At 37.8% G+C, this 23,005-nt stretch carries 17 protein-coding genes; 1 reads left to right on the top strand and 16 read right to left on the bottom strand.

All coding sequences use genetic code 11. The annotated features are described in order from the left end of the window. Window positions 1–2: 2 nt before the first annotated feature. From arcC to JOE23_RS08875, 5 genes are all read right to left on the bottom strand, one after another. Window positions 3–938, bottom strand: a complete 936-nt coding sequence (arcC, locus tag JOE23_RS08855; RefSeq protein WP_204437740.1) for a carbamate kinase — start codon at window positions 936–938, stop codon at window positions 3–5. Next, window positions 931–2,361, bottom strand: a complete 1,431-nt coding sequence (locus tag JOE23_RS08860) for a YlbE family protein (RefSeq protein WP_204437741.1) — start codon at window positions 2,359–2,361, stop codon at window positions 931–933. The genes arcC and JOE23_RS08860 overlap by 8 nt, the downstream gene beginning before the upstream one ends. After that, the gene (gene fdrA, locus JOE23_RS08865; protein WP_204437742.1) at window positions 2,362–3,915 is read right to left on the bottom strand and encodes an acyl-CoA synthetase FdrA; all 1,554 of its coding nucleotides are present in this window, start codon (window positions 3,913–3,915) and stop codon (window positions 2,362–2,364) included. A 13-nt stretch (window positions 3,916–3,928) separates the two neighbouring features. Further along, a complete protein-coding gene (locus JOE23_RS08870) occupies window positions 3,929–4,822 on the bottom strand; it encodes an oxamate carbamoyltransferase subunit AllH family protein (RefSeq protein ID WP_204437743.1) in 894 nt (297 codons plus the stop codon). Window positions 4,823–5,641: 819 nt separating this feature from the next. Next, window positions 5,642–7,324 carry a PucR family transcriptional regulator gene (locus JOE23_RS08875; protein WP_204437744.1) on the bottom strand — a complete coding sequence of 561 codons (1,683 nt, stop codon included), beginning with the start codon at window positions 7,322–7,324 and terminating at the stop codon, window positions 5,642–5,644. Between the two features lie 333 nt (window positions 7,325–7,657). Between JOE23_RS08875 and upp the strand changes: the two genes are divergently transcribed. Continuing rightward, window positions 7,658–8,290, top strand: coding sequence for a uracil phosphoribosyltransferase (upp, locus tag JOE23_RS08880; protein WP_204437746.1), 633 nt, complete (start codon window positions 7,658–7,660; stop codon window positions 8,288–8,290). Window positions 8,291–8,434: 144 nt separating this feature from the next. On the opposite strand, the gene JOE23_RS08885 is transcribed toward upp, so the two are convergent. The 11 genes from JOE23_RS08885 to JOE23_RS08935 form a co-directional block, all read right to left on the bottom strand. Continuing rightward, on the bottom strand, window positions 8,435–10,414 hold the full coding sequence (locus JOE23_RS08885) for a beta-galactosidase (protein ID WP_204437748.1): 1,980 nt from the start codon (window positions 10,412–10,414) through the stop codon (window positions 8,435–8,437). Window positions 10,415–10,430: 16 nt separating this feature from the next. Further along, window positions 10,431–11,072 carry a YesL family protein gene (locus tag JOE23_RS08890; RefSeq protein WP_204437751.1) on the bottom strand — a complete coding sequence of 214 codons (642 nt, stop codon included), beginning with the start codon at window positions 11,070–11,072 and terminating at the stop codon, window positions 10,431–10,433. 268 nt (window positions 11,073–11,340) lie between these two features. Beyond that, window positions 11,341–12,186 carry a carbohydrate ABC transporter permease gene (locus JOE23_RS08895; protein ID WP_204437753.1) on the bottom strand — a complete coding sequence of 282 codons (846 nt, stop codon included), beginning with the start codon at window positions 12,184–12,186 and terminating at the stop codon, window positions 11,341–11,343. A gap of 2 nt (window positions 12,187–12,188) precedes the next feature. Next, a complete protein-coding gene (locus JOE23_RS08900) occupies window positions 12,189–13,118 on the bottom strand; it encodes a carbohydrate ABC transporter permease (protein WP_204437755.1) in 930 nt (309 codons plus the stop codon). A gap of 100 nt (window positions 13,119–13,218) precedes the next feature. Further along, window positions 13,219–14,526 carry an ABC transporter substrate-binding protein gene (locus tag JOE23_RS08905; protein ID WP_204437762.1) on the bottom strand — a complete coding sequence of 436 codons (1,308 nt, stop codon included), beginning with the start codon at window positions 14,524–14,526 and terminating at the stop codon, window positions 13,219–13,221. A gap of 413 nt (window positions 14,527–14,939) precedes the next feature. Beyond that, window positions 14,940–15,824, bottom strand: a complete 885-nt coding sequence (locus tag JOE23_RS08910; RefSeq protein WP_204437764.1) for a carbohydrate ABC transporter permease — start codon at window positions 15,822–15,824, stop codon at window positions 14,940–14,942. Window positions 15,825–15,948: 124 nt separating this feature from the next. Then, window positions 15,949–16,911 (bottom strand): ABC transporter permease, encoded by a 963-nt coding sequence (locus JOE23_RS08915; protein WP_204437766.1) that lies wholly within the window; start codon window positions 16,909–16,911, stop codon window positions 15,949–15,951. A gap of 72 nt (window positions 16,912–16,983) precedes the next feature. Beyond that, entirely contained in the window at window positions 16,984–18,519 is a 1,536-nt protein-coding gene (locus JOE23_RS08920) for an extracellular solute-binding protein (protein ID WP_204437768.1), read from the bottom strand. Between the two features lie 486 nt (window positions 18,520–19,005). Then, window positions 19,006–21,549, bottom strand: a complete 2,544-nt coding sequence (locus JOE23_RS08925; protein WP_204437772.1) for an exo-rhamnogalacturonan lyase family protein — start codon at window positions 21,547–21,549, stop codon at window positions 19,006–19,008. A gap of 58 nt (window positions 21,550–21,607) precedes the next feature. Next, window positions 21,608–22,258: a YesL family protein gene (locus JOE23_RS08930; RefSeq protein ID WP_204437773.1), complete on the bottom strand. Its 651-nt coding sequence runs from the start codon at window positions 22,256–22,258 to the stop codon at window positions 21,608–21,610. A gap of 16 nt (window positions 22,259–22,274) precedes the next feature. Beyond that, entirely contained in the window at window positions 22,275–22,976 is a 702-nt protein-coding gene (locus tag JOE23_RS08935; RefSeq protein WP_204437774.1) for a DUF1961 family protein, read from the bottom strand. Window positions 22,977–23,005 lie beyond the last annotated feature (29 nt).

Below are 23,005 nucleotides of genomic sequence, written 5' to 3' on the forward strand. Positions count from 1 at the left end.
AATTACCGATGTATAACTGTACCCGTTTGACCCAAGACAGCTTCTTTTGCACGTTCTAATGATGAAATAATAGCTTTCCTTTCTTTTTTCGATTCGACAAACTTTATTGCTGCTTGAACTTTTGGTAACATGCTACCAGATGGAAACTGTCCTTCTTCAATATATTTTTTCGCTTCACTTACAGAGATTGCATCTAATACTCTTTGATTAGGTTGACCAAAATTAATTGCCACTTGATCAACCGCAGTAAGGATGAATAAGAAATCAGCATCCAAGCCTTCAGCAAGACATTCACTAGCTAGGTCTTTATCAATGACCGCTTCAATACCTACAAGACGATTATCGCTATCTCGAATAACAGGAATACCACCACCACCAGCACCAATAACAATATGCCCAGATCTAATTAAATCTTTCATAACATCTTGTTCAACAACTTCAATGGGAGCAGGAGATGGAATAACTTTACGATAACCCCGCCCAGCATCTTCTATATAAATATCGCCAGATTTAGCCATTAAGGCTTCAGCTTCTTGTTTTGAATAAAAAGGACCAACGGGCTTTGAGGGATTATCAAAAGCCGGATCAGCAGGATCAACAATAACTTGACTTACGATTGAAGCAACCGATTTATGAATGCCTCGATTGGAAAGCTCTTCCCGTAAGGCATTTTGCAAATGATAACCGATGTAACCTTGACTCATTGCTCCTGATTCAGCAAAAGGCATGCGGGTCTCTGGACCCTTTTCTTCAGCATACTTTCCAAACGCTAGGTGAATGGCACCAACTTGTGGTCCATTGCCATGAGAGATAATGACATCGTGTCCTTGTTCAACCATGTCCACAATGGGTTTTGCTGCATATTTCGCCAATTCATGTTGTTCTTTCGCATGATTACCCAGTGCATTACCGCCTAGTGCAATTAATATTTTACTCATTACGATCACCCCGATACGTTTTCACAAAAGCTAGCAATGCTTTTTCAAAACAAGCTAATGGAGGATGTACAATTCCAGCACCAACTTGACCAACCCCAGCTTCTCTATGAGCCATACCTGTATTAATAACGGGAAGTATATTCGTATCAATTACTTTTCTAATATCAATACCATAGGCGCCACCTCTGAAATTGAGTGTAGGAATAGAATAATTTGTATTTTCTCCTGTTGTAATTTCATACATTTGTTCACTGTAAGCAATAGCGTCCTCTACCTCACCACCAACAAATTGAACAATAGCTGGTGAACCGCCCATGGCAAAACCACCAATCCCCATTGTTTCTGTTATAGTGCTGTCCCCCAAATCTGGAGCAGCATCCCCTTCTTTATAACCGGGGAAAAACAAGCCTTTTACAAAATTAGCTGGTGCGGTAAACCACTGGTTTTCGTTAAGACCGCTAACACGAATACCAAAATCGACGCCGTTTCTTGCCATTGTTGTCACAACTGTTGAATAGGGGATACCTTGTCCTGCATCTAAGGCAGATTTGCAAGCTGGCATCGATAAATTTAAAAAGTAGTGTTCATTATCTTTAATAAATCGAATGACTTCTCGCAGTGTATGCTTATCTAAATCCGTTTGTAAGAAATACTCGATGATCTCACGGTAAAATAAGCTCGTGGAAGCTTTATTCCGATTATGACACTCATCGCCCATGTGCAAAGCCTGAGAGGTAATTGACTTAAGATCAATCCCATCAGTAAAAGCTAATGCTTTTTTTAATGCTGGTGCAAAGGTGGTCTCAATCCATTTTAGGCGATCTAATACTTCCTTAGCATTTGCACCAAAGCGAAGTACCTTTCCTAAACCTTCATTTACCGTACAATAAGCTCGGTTACCATGTTCTCTATTTTCTATAATATGCACTGGCATTGAAGGTGATATAATACCTGCCATTGGTCCAACAGCACCATGTTCATTAGCAGGTGCAAATTCAAGTTCACCAGAACTGGCTAAGCGCTCTGCTGACTGTTCATTATCTGCCCAACCTTCATATAAAACAGCCCCAATAATGGCTCCTTTTGCGGGGCCACACATTCTCTCCCAAGTAATAGGTGGACCTGAATGAAGAATTTTTTTGCTATGCATCCCTGGTATAACTTCACGAGCCTGATCAATATCCACCAAGAATGGATGGGCATCTTTCATGCGTTTGATTGTTTCTTGATTGGCTTGCTCAACTTTCTCATGATCTTGAAAAGCATCCAGTGCTTCAATTAATTGCATATTACCTCCAGCAGGTGGTTGCCAATCTAAATGCACAGAAGCTATATTTTGCAAATCAAAATCCTCTTTAAATTTCGCTGTACCTATATTAATAACGTTTAAGGGTTGATTAAATAAATTCTTGGTATCTCTCATTTAAATGACCTCCTTCTTAGCAATCATACAAGCAATTCTACTAGCCATTTCATTAGAGTTAGCTACAAGCACCCCAGCCTCACTCAAACGCTTTTCTTGTTCTTGATAATCTTGTTTATCTGCGGGTGTACCACAAATATAAGCAATTACACTAATTTCTCTATCCGCTTGTTGAGCGATTGCTATTGCATCTTTAATGGTCTCTAATGATTCACCAACCGGATCTTCATGCGAACCATACCCTAACTCAAAATCTAGTAACAGCACAGCGGTTTCTGGATCTTTTGCCTCTTGCAAAATACGATCATTTCTCAACGACGGTTCAATCATAGGATGCGGCTTACCTTTGGTGAAATCGTCATCACCCATATCAAGTAAACTATGCCCTTGACTTACTAAAATGTTTTCTATTTTTTCCTTCCCTACTTTTGCTACGTTACTTTTAACAGATTCACCCATGCCACGCATAATTGATAATGCTTCTGAAGTTAATGTTCCACCGCAAAATAGACCTCTGACATAGCGTTGCTGATCATGTTGTTGACTAATTTTTTCTTTGGCCCACTCAATCACTGAGTAATCTAATTGATCTGACACGGAAGCTGTCGGATCGATTAATTTTACAGATAGACGTGCCGCTTCAATTAATGTTGGCGCAAACGATGCGCCTATACTTTCTACTGCCTCACGTTCTCCATCAAGGAAATTTACAACAACCGGTTTAGTGACATATTTTAATTCAGACAAGATTTTATCTTGAACGGCTTTTGAAGGGGGTTTTGAAATAAGTGTAATTACTTTTGTTTGATCATCTTGTTCTAAAGCCTTTATCCCTTCTATCATCATGATACCGCCAATGTCTTCATATAAATCACGACCGCCTGTTCCAATTGCTTGTGTAATACCATAACCCATTCGATCAATTTGAACCGCCACTTCCTGAAGGCCGGTCCCAGAGGCTGCTACAAGGCCAATGCTCCCTTGTTGAACTTTATTAGCAAAGCATAGACCAGCTTGATTGATGATGGCTGTGCCACAGTCTGGCCCCATGACAAACAACCCTTTATTTCGACCCATTTCTTTCAGTTCTCTTTCTTGTTCGATGGAAACATTATCACTGAAAATCATCACATTTAATCCAGTATTTAACGCGTGACGTGCTTCTCTGGCCGCATATGCACCTGGTACCGAAATAACAGCCATATTTGCTTCTGGAAGCGCTTTAATAGCGGCGTTTAATGTTTTTACAGGCTGACTATCAGCTTGCGTTTTATTGTCTTTTTTGCTGTATAAAGCTTTATTAATAAAATCAAGTGCCTGTTCCACTATCTGATCTGATTCTCCCTTTATGGCAATGATTAAATCGTTTTCACTTGCATGCTCTGCGTCACTTGTCATTAGTCCGATATTTGCTAACAATTCCTTGTTCATGGCCGTTGCCATTGAAACAACCGCATCTTCAACACCTTCTATTCCTAGAACTTTTCCTGATAAAGACATTAAAGTAACCGAATCATGATAAGCATTTTTAACAATCATCACCCTTGAAGCCATATAAATCTCCTCCTCATATCCTTCTATCAATCAGTAGATAGTAACCTACGATTACCCCTACTAACATATCCGTTCCTGAAGTTGAACCCATTTTCAGCATTAGCTTCAACCCTCGACTTTCTATCTGTCTATCATTAGTTAGTATTTGTCTTAAAGCATCGTTAACATGTCCATTAAGACAGTGTTTTAGCATAAAGTAACTAACAACAGTCGTACTTGCTTTAATATATTCGAGCCATTCAAGTATTCTATTTTTGATGCGGTCAAATATTTGATGATGATAGGCTTGTAATACCGTCAATAACCCTAGTAAAAAATCATCGCCTGAAGGCGTCAATCCGATCCCTAGACCGACAAAATGTTTAAGTGCATCTGGCTGATAACCTTGTAAAAACAGAAGTAAGCGATCGGATAGCGCACGCTGATATATGGTTTGTGTTTGATAACTTTGGTTATCCACTTGATTGATCACATACTCAAAAGCTGTTAACATTCCTTCATATTTACCTTCCTTTAATAGAAAGCTTTCTACTCTCTTCGCTTTTGAGACTAAATCATTTTCCGATAAAGGTAGCCCCTTTATCGTCCCTTCCCATATAGGCGTGTTGTGAAAATCAATTATAAAGTAGTCAATAGCAATTTGATTATAACCAATTAAAGCAATATTTTTACTTGGTTTAATGGTGTGCTTTAACTGATAAAAACTTGAATAATCAGCTGTTCTCATCATATCAGGCGCTTGAATCACACCGTCTGTCGCTATACTTATCAAGCGATTTTCTGATGTAAGCATGATATTAATAACTTGATCAAAGACACTATGAACTTCTCCTATTACTGTTCCTATTATCTCTAATGACAGATCACGCTTTAATTGCCAATCGATTTGCTGGATATTAATATACATTTAATCATCCACTCTGTATTTGACTTTTGTCCACCTCATGTACTGTTACATATATTTCTTGAATCACCCTCCCGCTTAACTTAGTTGAAATCACTTTTCGTTAAAGATGTAAAAGCCCATTCCTTAATGTTGATAAAACGAACCTTCAATCAGTGAGTGAGTGAGTGGAGGACTACAGGATGTAGGTCATGCAGACGTTGCCACAGGACGTGGCGGTCTTAGTCTGTCATCCTTCTTAAAGACGTGGCGGTTTTAGGCTACGACCTTACCCACCCACTGAGGGTTCGTTGAGTGAATCAGGACATGAGCGCCCGTTATCACCCACTTCAATCGATTTACTCTACGCTCTATTCTGAGGGGGTTTACGGACGGTTATCTGTGATAAATTGATTATAGCAACAACATATGGCTATTACATTGTTTAATATCAATAAAAAAAAATAGTTTTTTTGTCACTTTTCTATAATTTTCATTGTGTATTAAATCTCATAAATAAATGGTTTTCTTCATAGCAAGTCTATTTAAATGTAGTAGAATAAAATTCATTGGAAAAAAACTCCTCCAAAGGTAAACAGATTTTTGACTTTTTAATCTGTCTACCTTTGGAGGGGCAATCATAAATACATTATTCACTTTGATTTTACTTCTTTTAATTTTGACCTATCGATCCTCGCACTGTAAGTTCGTTGAGTGAATCAGGACATGAGCGTCCGTATCACCCACTTCAATCGATTTACTCTACGCTCTATTCTGAGGGGGGTTACGGACGATTATCTGTGATAAAAACAGCGATACAAGATTACCGTGGTGGGTTTGGGTTTATTTAGATAACCACTTTTTATAATCTATTTGATTATTTCTTTGCGTTAATAGGTATTGATATAATTGACAAGCTACACCAATTTCAGAAAAAGCTAAGCCATCTTCTAACGCCAAGCCAAGTTCCTTTATTTTATTTACTCGATAGCGTAATGAATTGTAATGAATATACATATCATCAGCGGTTTTTTGTAAGTTTCCTTTATTTTTAATCAAATAATTGAGTGTCTCCAACAGATTAATCTCTCGTTGCTGATCATATTCAATAACCTTACCAATCTTATCTTGAATATATTCATTTAATCTATCCTGATCTTTTATTAAGTGAAACAATTTATACAAACCCAATTCATCATAAAATTGAACAAATGACCTTGATTCTAAACTTGATCCATGAATATGATGGACAAGAGATGCATGTTCATAGGCCGTTTTAACTCCACTAATTTGATAAATAGTATCGGAGATGCTAACAGCAATTGGACATATACCAGACAAGCTTTTAACTAAGCTATCTCCCAATCTTCTAAGTCTTTCCTTTAATCGTGTTTCAAAGGCAACACTAACAAAACATAATAATTCATCATTGTAATAAATAACTTTACAATTTTGCATGGGTACATCAAAAATATCAGCAACCAATTGTGCAATTTTATCCGAATCTAAAATTTTATAATAGGCTGATAAGCGTGAACTACTATCTTCTATATCTGTTTTCAACAGCAAAATAACGTTAGGGAAATTAAAGTTCCAACGAAAAACTTTAGCTTTTTCTATCACTTCACTTTGTGATTGATAACGCCCATTCATAATATCGCGAATAAAGCTATCTAAATAATGACGTTCCTTTTGAATAATAGTTTGTTCAGTCTGTAAAAGAAAAGCCAACAGAATTATGGCTTGTTCAACAATGACATGTAAATGCTTTGATACTTTATCAGGCGTGTCAATGATCATCACTAGATAGCCAAGGCTTTTGCTACCTGCTGATATCGCTTGAATAAATAACTGATTAACATGATACCATTCGTTACCCACCATTAACACTTCTTGATTTGCTTCACTTAAAGTAGCTGAGTCAATCAAAAGTTGGAAATGGTCTTTATTAATCAATAATGGGTTTTCATTGCGGTTAAAGGATGAAGCTTTACAACTTAAACTGTTATCCAATATCATAATGGAGCCATCCGTTATTTGCGAAACATATTGAACAAATGTTTCCATGCTAGCCCCTTGTAAGAGTAAACGATGCAGTTGCTGTGATATGGTCTCTCGAAATTCAAGCATACTTGTTTTCATACCTAATAATGTGGTGAGAATGTGATTGGTTAATGTAGATAAGTTAGCATCTTGTGGTAACACTAATATAGGAAACTGTAACTGATTTGCTTGATCAATCATATAATGCGGAACTTCTGTTATATACCTTCCTAGCTTAATGGCGACACCTGCGAGCTGGTGTTTACTAAGTTCAGCGATAAATGACTGCATTGCTTTTTCATTGTCTGCAATTGGATATAGTGTCGTAAACAACAATCCATCTTGATCAATGTATGAAAAAATATCAGGTACTTCCATAACATAGACACTTTGCACTTGTCTTGAGATCCCTTCATCCCCAGCAATAATTCGAACATCAGCGAAAGCTTCCATATTGAGTATACTTTCAATTGAAACAGCCATCTTTTTCCACCTCCGTATTTATATAAAACGAACCTTCAATCAGTGGGCGGAGGGCTACAGGACGTGGCGGTCTTAGTCTGTAATCCTTCTTAATGATGTGGCGGTTTTAGTCTACGATCTTACCCATCCACTAATTGTTAGTTGAGTGAATCCGGACATGAGCGTTCGTTATCACCCACTTAAATAGATTTGCTCTACACTCTATTTTGAGGTAGGGATTTTACGGACGATATCTGTGATAAAATACTCAAAGTTATTCACTTATTTTCTCTTGTTATTTAATGACTTCTAATGTACCATATACTATTAGTAAAGAGAAGGAGAGAGACGACTATGACGAGAAAAGTACATGTATTTAACCATCCATTGATCCAACATAAACTTGGGATTGTCCGTGATAAAAATACCGGCCCTAAAGAATTTCGCGAGTTGGTCGAGGAAATTTCAAAGTTAATGGCCTATGAAATCACTTTAAATTTACCTTTAGCTGATGTTGAAATAGAAACACCTGTATGCTCTACAACCGTTAAACGTCTTAGTGGCAAGAAACTTGGAATTGTGCCGATTATGCGTGCTGGTTTGGGCATGGTTGACGGTATTCTTAGTTTAATTCCTGTCGCTAAAGTAGGACATATCGGTTTGTATCGAGATCCAGAAACGCTTAATCCTGTTGAGTATTATGCAAAACTGCCTGAAGATATTGGGGAACGTGAATTAATCGTCGTCGATCCTATGTTAGCTACTGGGGGTTCTGCCTCTGCAGCGATATCAGCAATTAAAAAACGTGGTGCAAAAAATATCAAATTTTTATGTTTAATTGCTGTACAAGAAGGGATTGATAAAATTCACCAAGATCATCCTGAAGTCCCTATTTATACGGGTTCATTAGACCCTGGTCTTAATGAAAAGAGCTATATTACACCAGGATTTGGTGATGCCGGTGATCGTCTCTTCGGAACGAAGTAGGCGACAATAACTTTTAGTGTTTTCCTGTTCTTCTGTCAAAGCTAGCCGATTCGCTCACCATAGCAAATCGGCTAGCTTTTTTAAAATGGATCGCGTATACGAATGTGTTCTTTTTTCAACATTGATTGGTCTCCTATTCAGCCCTTATTGTTTTATTAATATTCGATAATCGAATGGCGCTAACATATGTTCACCAGCTTCGATGATTCGATCATTCAATACATTTTTATAAGGGTGATGTAAGTTAAACGATTGCGCTTGATTTGAAAAATTAACGATCCAATACTGCAAAACCTGATCTTTCGTTTGTCGGGGGATCGCAATAATTTGATCTGCTAATTCAACCGATTGATCAATTTTATAAGCTTGCGCATAATGATTAATGATCGCTCTCATCATCGGTGCATCAGGCGTCGCACCTAGTATAACAAGCTTACCCTTACCAATCGTTCTTTCAATAAAAAAGGCTTGACCTTTTGCCTGGCCTTCAATCACTTCTCCATATACTTGAACATCATCTTCGACTTCAAAGAAGCTACTTAAACCGGTAAGCTCTGATTCAAGACCAAGTGCAGCTCCGTAATGACCAGTATCCGTCACTGAAAATTGCATCGTTGACTTTATTCCTGCTAGTTCTGTTAGTGGACCTAAGCCCCCATCAACAGGCCAAGTATGTTCTGCTGTCCGATCCCCAGTCATTGGGCCTGCTATCCAAACCCCTCCATTCTCGATAAATGTTTGTAATCGTGATAAGAAGTGATCTGAAATATGGTGAGCATATGGGGTGAATAGCAGATCACAACTATTTAAATCGTGGCCTTCTGGAACAACTTTGCGTGGAATGTTCAAATCTAAAAAGTGCTTATAAAACCCATTCAGTAAATCTTTATAAACATTGTTTTCGCCTGGCTCAACATCTATAAAAGCACGCGCATGATCTGAATACGTGATCGCCACACGTGGTTCAATTGCTTTAGTTTCATGTAAATGTGGGGTTATCCTGTTAATTAACTGACTCACAGCAAGCACGTTCTGATAACCGATGGTTGGATCTCCCCAAGCACTGACAACGGAACCATGAGGTTGTTCACATCCAGATCGTTGTCCTCTAAACAGCCAATATGTGAAGGCTTGACTGCCCGCAGCATACGTGGCGAAACTCTCTGCCTCCACATAGCCAAGATCATGTAATTTCCCGTATTGTTCAATATGACCATTATAAGAGGTACTCGTTTCTAGTAGCATGAATTTTCTTGTATCGTTTTTAATATATTTCCATCTTTCTTGGTTAATCATAAAATTAGGATACTTATCTGCCGGCGTATACGTATCAAAACTAATAAAGTCAAGCGCTTTAGCAAGTTTTTCATTATCCAAATCAAAAAACATACTTGAATTATGCGTAACTGGTATATCAACATGTGAGCGAATGATGTTTGCTTGCTCTAGCGCAAATTCAGCCACTTTATCATGAGTAAACGTGATATAATTTTGCAATAGTGCACTATTATGTAAAAATGGTGTCGGTAAGGGTTGAACAACTTGAGTAAAATCTAAGTACCTTTGACTCCATATGTTAGTACCCCATGCTTGATTTAGTACATTTATATCTGTATATTTCTGGCGTAACCATTCTGTCCATAGCGTCTTACAATGTTGACAATAACATGAACCTACATGACATTTGAACTCATTATCTAACTGCACAGCAATGACATGATCATACTTCGCTACAACTTTGATTAATTGCTCTGTCATCATAGCCGCTCGTTCACGAAAAAAAGGCTGATTTGTGCAAATGTGCTGCCTTGAACCATGATGCATTTTTGATCCATCTTGGTTTTGATGCAAACGTTCAGGATGCTGGTCTGTCATCCATATCGGCGGGGTGGGGGTTGGCGTACAAACGATGACATCGATTTGATGTTCAGCTAAATCATCAAGCGTCTCTGTTAATACCGTGAAATCAAACTGATCTTGTTTTGGCTCAAAGGTAGACCAGGTAAACTCTCCAATTCGGGCTAAATTCATGCCAATTCGCCTCATATGTTTAATATCTTTTTTTGTTATTTCACGATCCCACAGTTCTGGATATAAAGCCGCACCATAATAGATTTTTTCCATATCATGATCTTCCTTTCTATGATTCAATCGAGACTAAACCGGCTTGACTTTCAATCTGTTTAAAGACTTTTAAAGCAATCGCCATTACTAAAGCGCTTGGAATACTAATTGAAAAAAATAAAAACAAACCTGGAAATGCCCTGAACAAAATGTACGTTAATAGCAGGGTCAACCCAATCAACAAAGTATATTGAAAATAAGATATACTTATCAATAACGCATATTTAAAATAGTTAATAAAACGTGTTTGATAATGTGTAAAGGCTGGAAAAATAAAAACCACCATCATTAAAAATAAACTAATCACCATTGTATACAGGACTAACATGATATTTAAAGAAAGCGCATTCAAATAAGGTAATGTCATTATGCCAAAGCTGATCATAGTGACAATAACCATTAATAATAAACCTAATCCATTCACCTTGAAAAAGTTTTTTCTATAAGCGTGGTAGAAAATTTGGAAAATGGGTTGTTGCAAATTGTTTTCCCGATAGACTGCTCTCAGCACATTAAACATTGCGGCAGTAGCCGGCGCCCAGCCAAATACGACCAATCCCATTAAGGTAAACACAATCCAAAGCAGATTAAGCCATGCTAATAACATCACCCACTCAAAAATATATTGAAAACTTGATCGAATACCGATGTCTTTCATTATAATCATCCTTCCTCATTAAATAAAGTTGCTATTTTACTATTGTTTACTAGCAAAGGATGAAGAACCTGGGTCCTTTAGCGATTGTGTGCATTTTTTTATACTCAGCACTTTAAAGTGTGACTTCGGCACTTCCCACTTCTTTGTTAAAACCTTATGTTTTTATAACGTACGAGAAATCCCGCATCCACTTCAAGTGAATACGGTTGATTTCCTGTTTCAACGGTTTAACCAGAAACTACTGCTCATCATATCTAAGTCGTACACATTATTTTAAACCAGTCGTCGCAATCCCTTGCACGAGGTGCTTTTGAAAGAAAGCAAAGATAAGCAATTGAGGTAAGAGCGATAATGACGACATCGCTAATAGTGGCCCCCAAGACGTACTTCCTTGTGTATCCATAAAATTTCTTAATGCGATCGTAACCGTGTGAAGGCTAGCATCATTCAAGTAAATTAATGGCGCTAAGAAATCATCCCATGTCCACATGAAACAAAATAAAGCAACAGTAACGAGAGCTGGTTTTAATAATGGCAGAATAATACGCCAATAAATCCCTAACTTTGAACAGCCATCAACAATCGCTGCCTCATCAAGTTCACGAGGAATGCCTCGGATAAACTGAATAAGCAAGAAAATAAAAAACGGTTGTCCCCCCATTAATCCTGGTAAGAGTAGGGGATAAAATGTGTTTACCCAGCCTATCTCATTAAAGATAATATACTGGGGGATCAGCGTAATTTGTATGGGGAGCATAATCGTAGCCATTAAACAAGCAAATAATATATTTTTCATTTTAAATTCTAATCGCGCAAACCCATATGCAACAATACTCCCTGTTAACAAGGTGCCAACCACCACAATCGAAGTGATCATCACTGAATTTCTGAAATAGGTGGCAAAGCCAATTCCACCAAAACCAGCCCACCCGCTTGGATAGTTCTCCCAAACAAATGCACTCGGCCATAGTGATACAGCATTATTGAAGATTTCTGTCGCTGGTTTTAGGGAGCTAGCAATCATCCATAAAATTGGATAAATCATCACAATTCCGATAGCTATAACAAATACATAAAAGATCATATCGCTAAGAAGGCGTTTATTGCTGTGCATCGTTAACGTCCTCCTTCCGATTGATAAAACACCCAATACTTCGATGTCAAAAAGAAAATAAGGGTGATCACCGCAATAATAATTAATAGGACCCAAGCCATTGCTGAAGCATAACCCATTCTTAAATATTCAAACGCCGTTTCATATAAATAGACTGCATAAAACAATGTTTCATCTAGCGGGCCACCTCCGGTAATCAAATAAGCCTGAGTAAATGTCATAAACCCTTGAATCGTTTGCATCACTAAATTAAAAAAGATGACAGGTGTTAACATTGGCAACGTAATATTAAAAAATTGTCTCCATTTACTCGCACCATCAACACTAGCCGCTTCATATAGTTCGATAGGGATTTGACGTAATCCCGCCAAAAAGATAATCATTGGTGAACCAAATTGCCAAATGACAAGTAAAATGAGTACAGATAGAGCGGTATCTGGATTTCCAATTAAATTCGCATCTGTAATATTCAATAACGATAATATTTGAGTCACGGCGCCTTGGCGCCCAAACAGTTGCTTCCAAACGACAGCAATAGCTACACTACCACCAATAATAGACGGAATGTAATACACCGCAGAAAAGAACGAGCTCCCTTTTCTCCCTGTATTGAAAAGCATTGCTAACGCTAAAGCAAAAATAAGCTTAAGTGGTACCGATACAAACACAAAAGTAAACGTAACTTCTAATGATTTTAAAAATCTAGCATCTGTCAATAAGCTTCGATAATTAGCTAATCCTACCCAACTTGGAGAGGATAATAAATTATAATCAGTAAAAGACAGGTACAAAGAAGCTAACATTGGACCAAGAATTAAGAGAATAAACCCTATTAACCATGGTGAGATACTTAGAAAACCAGCCAAATGATCTGATTTGTCACGATTCGATGCTAAAGTTAAACTTACGGGTATCTTTTTTGTTTTTGTCATTATTCCACCACCTCATCGTTAGTAGCTACACGAGCTAAATGATCTGTTTCCATCACTTCAATCAGAAGGGTGACCAATCTATCAGTCACCCTTTTATTTATTAATTTAATACATTTTCTGCTTGTTGAATAAATTGGCTAGCCGCTTCTTCTGGGGTTAGTTGATCATACTTCAACGACTCGATTATTCGACTAAATGCACCACGCACTTCCGTTTCCCCCGGTGGTGAAAGTGGGTCAGCATCTGTCGTATAATCGGCTACAACTTCAAGATAATCAAATGTTTTTTGAACCGGTTCAGATACTTTATCACTTAGATGTTCACGAACAGCAGAAGAAATCGGTACTCCTCGCTCGGCTTGTAGCACCTCATTTGCTTCTAAATCATTTGTCATAAAATCAATAAATTTAGCCGCTGCTTCTTGTTGTGCTGAATGCTCAGTTATCGAGAAAGACATACTTGGTCGAATATAATTGGCATGCTGTCCATCCCATGCTGGTAATACGGCTAAATCTAATTCATACTCTGTTCCTTGAGCAATCCCTATAATTTGATTACTTGCTGCCGTTTGCATTGCTGAGGAACCCTCTTGTACCATCGAGTTACCCCCTTCAATATAGGACATCATAATATCATGTGATGGTGCGGCACCATCAACGACCATTTCTTGAACCCATTCAAAATAATCAACCAAAACAGCTTCTTCAAAACCTAGACCATTACCCTCAGCATTATAAAAGGACATCCCATGCTGTCGAACATAATTATTTAATAATTCATATTCTGCATTAGCAAAATCATAGCCAAAATACTCTTCCCCTTCAGCTTCTAACGCCTCTTTAATCGCTAAATTCATTTCAAACAAGTCATCATAGGAAAAGCCAGGCTCAAGGTCAAAGCCGTGTTCTTCTAACATCTCAACATTATAGACAAGCGCTAACGCATTTGCTCCTGATGCGACAGCCAAGACACGATCACCATCATGATTAATTTCTTGATAGACATCATCAACGTCCTCTAGATTAATCGTTCCATTATCAATAAGCGGTGCCAAATCAACTAATAAATCATTGCTGTTATACTCATTTAAGTATGAATTATCCATTGCAATCACATCAGGTAAATTACTACCTGCCGCTTGGGTATTTAATCTTTCCCAATAACCGTCCCATCCGGTGTACTCAGGCTGAACACTAATATCAGGATAAGCTACTTCGAATAATTCAATCGCTTCTAACGTCATATCGTGACGCTCTTGATTTCCCCACCACGCCACACGTATGGTCGTTTCACCAGCATTCGCTTGATCTTGATTCTCTGCATTAGTGGTGTCATCTTGCTCACCACCATTACACGCAACTAATAAAAATAAGACCAATATCAACACATACCATAAATATTTCTTCATTTTAATCACCCCTATTAAGTAATCGCTTACACGATTGATTATAAAGAACAAATGAATGTGTTAGTAGATAAAAAAAGTTAAAAAACTATCGAAAAGTAATCACTTTTTCTCCAATAAAATCCTTAAGTTGACTTGACGCAAAACTTAACGTCGATCATCTGTAAACAATGTTATCATTCCATATTTTAAAAACTCACATTTGTTCGTTCTTTTACAAGTGAGTTAGCTTTTCTTATACTGATAACTAGACATTTCCACTTCAACACTTCACACTTATTTGCTGGAATTTTATGCTTTCTAACGTAGAAACAAGCATATTTTGTTGAAATATGCCCTTCTAAGTAATATTTAGCACGCGTATCAAGTACTCCATTTAGTATTGAAATGAAACATACGATTACATACTTCTACCATTAGCCTTTAACAGACCCAATTAATAAACCTTTGGCAAAGTGTTTTTGTAAAAATGGATACACCGTCATGATCGGTAATGTGGCAATCACAATGATCGCTAATTTCATACCTTCTGCCGGCGGAACATAATCAGGATCAAGATTACCTAATGCATTAGGATCAGAAGATATCGTCACTTGTCTTAACAATAATTGTAATGTCCATTTAGAACTATCATTTAAATACAGTAACGGGCTCATAAAATCATTCCAAATCGCCACTGCATAAAACAACGCAAATGTCGCTATGATCGGTTTAGATAAAGGTAAAACGATCCGCCAAAAGATACCAATTTCAGATGCCCCATCAATTTTAGCCGATTCTTCTAATTCTACAGAAAAGTTCTGAAAGAAATTCTTGATAATAATCAAATTAAAAGGATTAATCGCATTTGGCAAAATCAAAGCCCAATAAGTATCAATTAACCCTAAACCTTGAACAACTAAAAAAGTAGGGATCATTCCTCCACTAAAAAGCATCGCAAAAATAACAATATTAATTAACAGTTTTCGCCCGCGCAATGACCTTTTCGCTAGTGGATAAGCCATAGTAAAAGTAAAAAAGAGCTGCACTGCTGTTCCTACTGCTGTTACGCCAATCGTGATCACAATACTTCGAATAAACGCCTCCGAAGTGAAAATATATCGATAGGCTTCTAAAGTAAATGTTTCTGGAATGATAAAAAAAGCTCGGCGAGCAAGTTCAGATTCAGTCGCAAAAGACCCCGCAACAACATAGATAAAAGGCAATAGCGTAACAATCGCTGCCACTGCTAAAAAAATAATATTGATGACATCAAAGACCCGACCAGGCTTGGTATTGTGCAATTTATGCATATCACTCATCGTCGAATAACTCCTTTCTTTAAAGCAGACTGCTCAGCTTGTTTCTTGCTCATTAGATGCGCCACTGTTTAAATTCTATTTTAATAATGTTTATCTTGATAACACCTTAATCCCTTTGACTCTGCTAAAAAAGCCCACTCTCTTTATCTACCTTTTTAGCAATAAAATCGGTTGTTAAGATAAGAATGATCCCGACAACTGACTTAAATAGACCGACTGCTGTACTATACGAATATGAACCTCTTGTAATCCCAACATTATAAACATACGTATCAAACACATCTGCCACCGACCTATTTAAAGAATTGGTCATTAAGAAAATTTGATCAAAACCGGTACTAAGCACATTCCCCATCGTCAGAATGAGCATAATAACAACCGTTCCTCGAATAGCTGGTAATGTAATATGCCAAACACGTCTGAAACGACCAGCACCATCAACAATTGCTGCTTCGTATTGCTCTGGTGAGACATTCGCTAAAGCCGCTAAGAAAATAATCGTTCCCCATCCTGTTCCTTTCCAGACTCCTTGTAAAATAATCATCGGCCTAAACCATTCTGGCTCTGCTAAAAAGTTTATTCTCATGCCAAAAATGGTTTCGACCATTTCAACGATCACTCCACCATTGATCGAAAAGAGTAGATGAGTTAAACCAACTACAATTGTCCAAGATAAAAAATGTGGAATATAAATGCAAGTCTGCACAAATTTCTTATACAAAGCAAAGCGCACTTCATTTAATAAAACAGCTAAAAAAATAGGAGCAGGAAATGCGATTGCAATACTAAGAAACGAAATCCATAACGTATTCCCTAATAACCGCAAGAAATCTGGACTACTAAAAAATGCTGTAAAATGGTCAAAACCTACCCATATACTTTCAGTTATTCCTAAATAAGGAACATAGTTTTTAAAAGCAATGATGATCCCATACATAGGTGCGTATCGAAAGACTAAAAAATATAAAATGCCTGGAATAAGCAATACATATAACCATTTATCCCGAAGCCACATTTGTTTAAGTGTTTCCACAAATGTTTTTTTAGGGAGCTGTTTATTTGTCCCTTGTAAAGATAAGGCCTTCATTATATTTACCTTCTTTCTTTAATAAGGGTGACAAATGACATCACCCCTATTTTAGTTTGTCGCCAATTGGACTTAATTCATCTCGCCATATAATTGCGTTAATTCATCGACAAGTTCCTGACCGCCACTGTTGTACCATAAATCAACGGCGGCATTCCAGCCACTTTCGTCGATTTGACCAGCAATATATTGAACCCTTGCATCTTCAATAATGTCATCTAATTGTGTGCCTCTTGTCGTATACACTTCAGAAACTAATGGCGCTGCCTCGTTAAATACCGCATAGTCTTCATTATCTTCCATTAGCTGATAACGTTTTTTTGGCAATTCACCCTCTGCTTTCATTCGATGCATACCGTCACCAAACATTGAAATTTGCTCCATTGTGTAAGGGTTTAATGCTTGTGCCTCTTCTGTCTCAAGGGGAACAAGGTAACCTTCATCATCCAATTGATAGTTAACGCCCTCAATACCATGATTCAGTAAATTAATGCCTTCAGGTGAACAAAGCACATCAAGGAAAGATAAGATCTCATGTAATTCTTCTTCTGTTTGAACACTGGTCTTTGGAATCGCTAAAAATCCAGCATAACCATCGGTAGGATGACCATATTCTTCACCATCAGGAGCGCGCAACGTTCCTGTTATTTCGACATAATATTGATCAGAGTCATCACTTCCAGCTTCATCAACGAACAAATTATTAACTTGCATTGCCCGAGAGTACGTATCGATAATAACGCCTCCAGCGCCATTAAACATCGCATTATTCCAATCATCAGGGCTTAAGGTTGTGAAATCTGGATTGACCAAGCCTTGATCAACAATTTGCTTTGTCCAATCCAAAGCTTCCCGATATGCCTCTGTCTCAAATGCCGGGACAAACGTTCCATCTTCAACACCCCAAACATTAGGCGCACCAAACCAAATCGATAACGTGTCGAGACTACCATACCAAGTTGGAATAATAAGACCATGCGTATCGTCAGCACCGGTATTATTAGGATCATCAAAGGTAAATGCATGAAGAACATCATAAAGCTCGTCAACCGTTTCAGGTATGTCCAGCCCTAAATGTTCAAGCCAATCTTTTCTAATAATGGCAGTCGATCGCATCACATCTCTTTCTCGATAAATACCATACACGCGACCATTAACGGAAGCATTCCTTAAAATATCTTCGTTGTATTGACCGAGATATTGATAGTCATCTAGATAATCTGTTAATTCCCAAAACGCACCAGCTTCTGCTGAATTTAAAAAACCAGGTGTTTTCCCAGTAATAACCATAATCTCTGGAATATCATTAGATGCTAAAGTGACATTCATCCGGTCTTCATATGACACATTAGGAACCCAATTCATATTAATCTTCTTCCCAGTCAACTCCTCAGTTGCTTGTTCCCATTCGTTGTCTGCTGGTGGTGCTGTCGTTTCAAAAGTAGGAGCCATAATCTTAATTTCATCAAAATATACGACATCATCAGTGTCATTGTTACCACCAGGGTTGTCTTCACTAGAGGCTGGATCATTCTTACACCCAATAACGATCATTAACACTAACAAAACTGAAATGACCAATAATCCCCTTTTTCTAAATGAATGCATGAATCAAACACTCCTTTTTTTAACAGTTAGTTGAAACGATTAATATACAACCATTTCACAAAACATATATTAAAGCGCTTACAAATTTCCTGCAATGATAATTTTTTGCACTTGCGCTTTTCATAATTAACAGCGGAAGTTTGGGTCGGAAACATCGTACATCTAGGTTATCAACCGAAATAAAGACTCCCCGATGAGGCTTCATAGCGATGATGACTTATCTTTTCGGAGATTATTTCGTTGTGACTATTTTACACTGGCCGACATCAATAGCCATCACTTATTCAAACAGAAACCCTGCCCTAAACGATAAAAATAGCGTGATCATAAATGAATCACGCTATTTTTATTTAGTCTTTTAAGTTATTTAAACATTTCCCAGGAAATATTTACGCTTTGCTACTCGTGAATCATGAAGTTATTAAATAGCAAGCTAACGAAGTGATAACACGTCCTTTTTTAGCTTTCACGAATTGATGACCATCACTATTTTTTTATTACTATCGAATCAAAGTTGACTTGTAAATCACCAGCAATATATTGTAAGCAGATCAGCACATTAAGGCTCCATTGCGAAACAACGTTAGTCGTGATCCAATCTATTTCATTAACCGTTTGCCAACCTTTGAAAATGGTTTCTTCAACTGGTAACGAAACGCCACTCCGTTCTTGATCTAACAATAATGTCCATGCTTGTCGAGAGAGATCACTGTCTTGTTTGCGATAAGCTGCATAACCAATCAGCCCACTTGCAAACATTGGCCAATGAAAATGCTGATTGGATAACATACCATCTGAAAACGCCTGTTTTTCTTGTTCTGGCATTGCATAAACCATGCCAAATTCAGCAATCATATCTTTAAAAACATCGTCTTCTAGTAAATCAGCGAGTTCTATCCATACTTGTGGAGCACCAAATGCAATAACCATATGATAGCCCCCTTCATTGCCTGTCGACTGATATATTAGCGTTGATGTGGTTGGATCATACTTAAAAGTAGGTCCAGATAATAGACGATGAGAGGTCTGTTTAATCGTATTTAAACCCATATTAATTTTTTCAAGGTATTGTTGATCTTTTTTTCTTTCCCACCTGGATAACCAGTTTGAGCAAAAGGCAGTCCAGTCAGGCCCAATGCGTGCATGCGTCAAATGATCATCTCGATGGTAAAACTCTCGCATGGGATCCAATGTCGCTAGCGCTTGATCAGCATCTTTTACCTCATCCAACAATTCAGCCATGCGCTGATCTGCCGTCAAATAATAATAATATTTATATAAGCAAGCCATACTTATCCGCACTTCTTTACAACCACAGCCCCAATGACTAACATTATGTCTAGAACCTAACCCCTTGTATGGCCCAAAATGATAACGGTCCACTTCACTGTTATGTCTTGTCATTGCTTCAATCATCCTGAATATATCAGCATCGCCCGTTCGAAAGAAGCTATACCATAACCATAAATTCGGGACCAACTCTGTATTCTGCCATGCATAGCCCCCAACATCATAAAACCATTGATGTCTTGCACTATCATAAGTATGCATGATATCACCATAATCCCAGAAACCATACCAATTGCGTTGGTTGACTTCACTTTTATAAAATTGAATCAATTTGGTTAATTGATCTTCCAGAAACCGTTTGGCGTGCGTTGTCTTATCGATTAATGGCCACGTTCCCGTTGCACCTGTCTGATAATAATAAACGGGATCTGCTACTAATAAATAAGGACTTTGGCTATATTCTGCTAAATTGAATAAATCTTGGTCAGATGGAACAGTAGAAAAAAAAGTCAAGTAAGCCTCACTCGTATTCGCAATCCCTACTGGTGTTGCCCTATTTTCTTCAAACCCTTCATAAGCACTCTGCACATGGGTCGCGCTTGAATAGTGTCTTAAGTCCATCGGTTCTTGGTCAGGTGACCAAAACCAAACAGAAAGCTTTGTTTGATGCGTGGCTAAGCCATTAACTGCAAGTTGGCTTGGATACTTTTGATTAAAGTCTTTTAAAGCCATTGCCACACCACCCTGTTCACCACCTGCGTATAACAAACCCTTTGTGTTGTGGATGGTTGGGATCTTCAACCAAGCGTTCGTTTGATCTGTTCGCTTTTGATATTGGCTGTGCTGATATGACGTTTGTGTCAATTTAAAATCCTGCCATACCGCATGTTGCTCTGCTTGAACGCGTACATCATTAACAGTTGACATGTTCACCATCTCACCCTGAATTTGCTTTTGATAAAAGGAGGATTGCCTGTATCGCCTTGAAGTCAACAATTGTGCTGGCTCATTGTAAATGCCTGAATCCGTTGCTACACGTACGTGTCGATTATAGACTGGACCAACTAACTCGGTAGACAATTGCAAACCTATTCCTTTAACAAAATCTTGTTCAGGATCGCCATTATAAAGAAATGTATGCAAGATCTTTATTCTCTCAAGTTGATAGTAAAAAATAAGTCGAATAACAAATTTAAGCTTATCATTCTCACCAAAAGTTCCTGTCACTCTAACCGTTACTTGGATATCCCCCTCATGCTCAACTTCAACTCTACTAATCTGTCCCAATCGTTCTTGTTCGATAATTGAGCGGCAATCTCCATCTTCATAAATGCTTTGCATAACAGCAACTACCTTGCCCTGATTAGCTATCATTTGATCATTTACGTCTATCACTTTATCAATGATCGAGGATCCATTTTTATTAAGATAGTAAATGAAGTTACCTGTATCAATAATGATTTGATCGTTTTGATCTTTAATAGCAATCCCCTGGTGATCTTGTTGACTATCAGACTGATCGCTAAGTATCATGTGTTCAGAGGCATCTTGATTGATAACGGTAGCGTGTGCTGTCCATTTCAAGCTTCCATCAGGCCAATAAGCAGTTGGCCAACTCTGTAATTGATAATCATTAAGGGCAACGTCTGATATTGTTTTTCGTTCGCCCTTTTTCCAAGGCAAACCAAACGTAACACCTGCTTTTACTTTCGGAGCCGATTCAAGCCAATTTAATTTCATCTTTCATCTCCATTTCTGTCATATTGAACGTTCTGATAACAAGCATAATCAGCATCAGCTAACTCACTGACTCTACGTCTTTATCTAGCACCATCTGATCATTTCGAATAAAGCAAGAATAACTAATGCCCATGATGCCATATGCTAAACTACTCATTGTCAACAGCAATGAGAAGGGAAACAAACGATACGTTAGATAACCAATTAACACAAGCCAAACTAAATTTAATGCTGTTGGGATGGGATGAGCAAGGGCGACTATCCACGATTTTAAGTAGTATGCTTTAAGTGGTAGTTGATAGTGTACATATAAAGGGAACAGGTAAGTTAAGATAATCACGGCTAAAAACGATAACACGACAGTTGCTACCTGAATAAATTGAAAAACAACTTCACTTCGTGCACTTGCATAACGATAATTAACGAGAAAGATAAAGAAAAGCACGATCAAGGAGAGTCCCATCAAATTACCAGTTATAAAATGGCGCTTATAAGCTGTAAAATAATGCTTGAAAATATCTCGATCAGTCCCTAATTCTTTCCTTAACCATTTGCGATTGACATGATAAAGAGCAAGTGTACTTGGACCAATCCCGAACAAAATTCCTCCGAACAAACTAAAACTAATCCATAATAAGTTCAAGTAAACGAGTCGATAAATAAATTCGAAGCCAATATAAACCTTCCCTAACGAACGATATTGACTCAAGTGAATCCCTCCTCTCTTATAATGTTTCTTTCTTAATTGCCTGAGATACTGTGAATTGCTGATAAGCTGCTTTCAAAGGTGCCATTTGTCTAAAACCAATTTTACCGTTCTCATAGATGGGACCATAAGTGCTACCATCATCTTCCCATTCCAAAACAACTAAACCATTAACTGAAAATTGAATAATTTCTCGATATTTTACGAGTCTTAACTTATAGGGTTCTATTACATCGGCAACAGTTGGTATCGGGTCTGCACCCTGACTCACAAGATGAAAGCCTGCGCTTTTTCTAAGATTACATGTGCAAAACATACGCTCTTGCTCCCATTTACGCCTAAAGTAAGATAGGTGAAAGGTATTGATGGCGCCGGAATGGTATTCAGGATAATGCCCCTGACGAGTCGGTAACTCTGGTGAAAAAATATCATCTCCTGTTTGGTCAGTAGCCGCAAAAAACACCATGGCTAAACCAGGTTCTTGAATCGGCTCGAATTCCCACTCAATCATAATTTGATCAGGAAAATCATGCACGCACCATAACACCCAATGAGCAAAATCACCAAATTGGTCTGGATCCTTACTACTTTCAAGCACTAATCGCTGATTTATAAAGTTTAATTTAACCGGACCTTCCGCCTTAAAATCTTTTAAATCTTCTTGATGCATTAATCGATTTTGATAAAGAACATCACCTTTAGTAAAGTGATATTTATTCATACACTCACCTCAGCCTTCCAGAGTATCAT

It is taken from the genome of Amphibacillus cookii, assembly GCF_016908375.1.
GTDB classification, from domain to species: domain Bacteria; phylum Bacillota; class Bacilli; order Bacillales; family Amphibacillaceae; genus Amphibacillus_C; species Amphibacillus_C cookii.

Coding starts and splice junctions, on each gene's coding strand:
- arcC (WP_204437740.1), bottom strand. CDS start 938: ATGAGTAAAATATTAATTGCACTAGGCGGTAATGCACTGGGTAATCAT.
- JOE23_RS08860 (WP_204437741.1), bottom strand. CDS start 2,361: ATGAGAGATACCAAGAATTTATTTAATCAACCCTTAAACGTTATTAAT.
- fdrA (WP_204437742.1), bottom strand. CDS start 3,915: ATGGCTTCAAGGGTGATGATTGTTAAAAATGCTTATCATGATTCGGTT.
- JOE23_RS08870 (WP_204437743.1), bottom strand. CDS start 4,822: ATGTATATTAATATCCAGCAAATCGATTGGCAATTAAAGCGTGATCTG.
- JOE23_RS08875 (WP_204437744.1), bottom strand. CDS start 7,324: ATGGCTGTTTCAATTGAAAGTATACTCAATATGGAAGCTTTCGCTGAT.
- upp (WP_204437746.1), top strand. CDS start 7,658: ATGACGAGAAAAGTACATGTATTTAACCATCCATTGATCCAACATAAA.
- JOE23_RS08885 (WP_204437748.1), bottom strand. CDS start 10,414: ATGGAAAAAATCTATTATGGTGCGGCTTTATATCCAGAACTGTGGGAT.
- JOE23_RS08890 (WP_204437751.1), bottom strand. CDS start 11,072: ATGAAAGACATCGGTATTCGATCAAGTTTTCAATATATTTTTGAGTGG.
- JOE23_RS08895 (WP_204437753.1), bottom strand. CDS start 12,186: ATGCACAGCAATAAACGCCTTCTTAGCGATATGATCTTTTATGTATTT.
- JOE23_RS08900 (WP_204437755.1), bottom strand. CDS start 13,118: ATGACAAAAACAAAAAAGATACCCGTAAGTTTAACTTTAGCATCGAAT.
- JOE23_RS08905 (WP_204437762.1), bottom strand. CDS start 14,526: ATGAAGAAATATTTATGGTATGTGTTGATATTGGTCTTATTTTTATTA.
- JOE23_RS08910 (WP_204437764.1), bottom strand. CDS start 15,824: ATGAGTGATATGCATAAATTGCACAATACCAAGCCTGGTCGGGTCTTT.
- JOE23_RS08915 (WP_204437766.1), bottom strand. CDS start 16,911: ATGAAGGCCTTATCTTTACAAGGGACAAATAAACAGCTCCCTAAAAAA.
- JOE23_RS08920 (WP_204437768.1), bottom strand. CDS start 18,519: ATGCATTCATTTAGAAAAAGGGGATTATTGGTCATTTCAGTTTTGTTA.
- JOE23_RS08925 (WP_204437772.1), bottom strand. CDS start 21,549: ATGAAATTAAATTGGCTTGAATCGGCTCCGAAAGTAAAAGCAGGTGTT.
- JOE23_RS08935 (WP_204437774.1), bottom strand. CDS start 22,976: ATGAATAAATATCACTTTACTAAAGGTGATGTTCTTTATCAAAATCGA.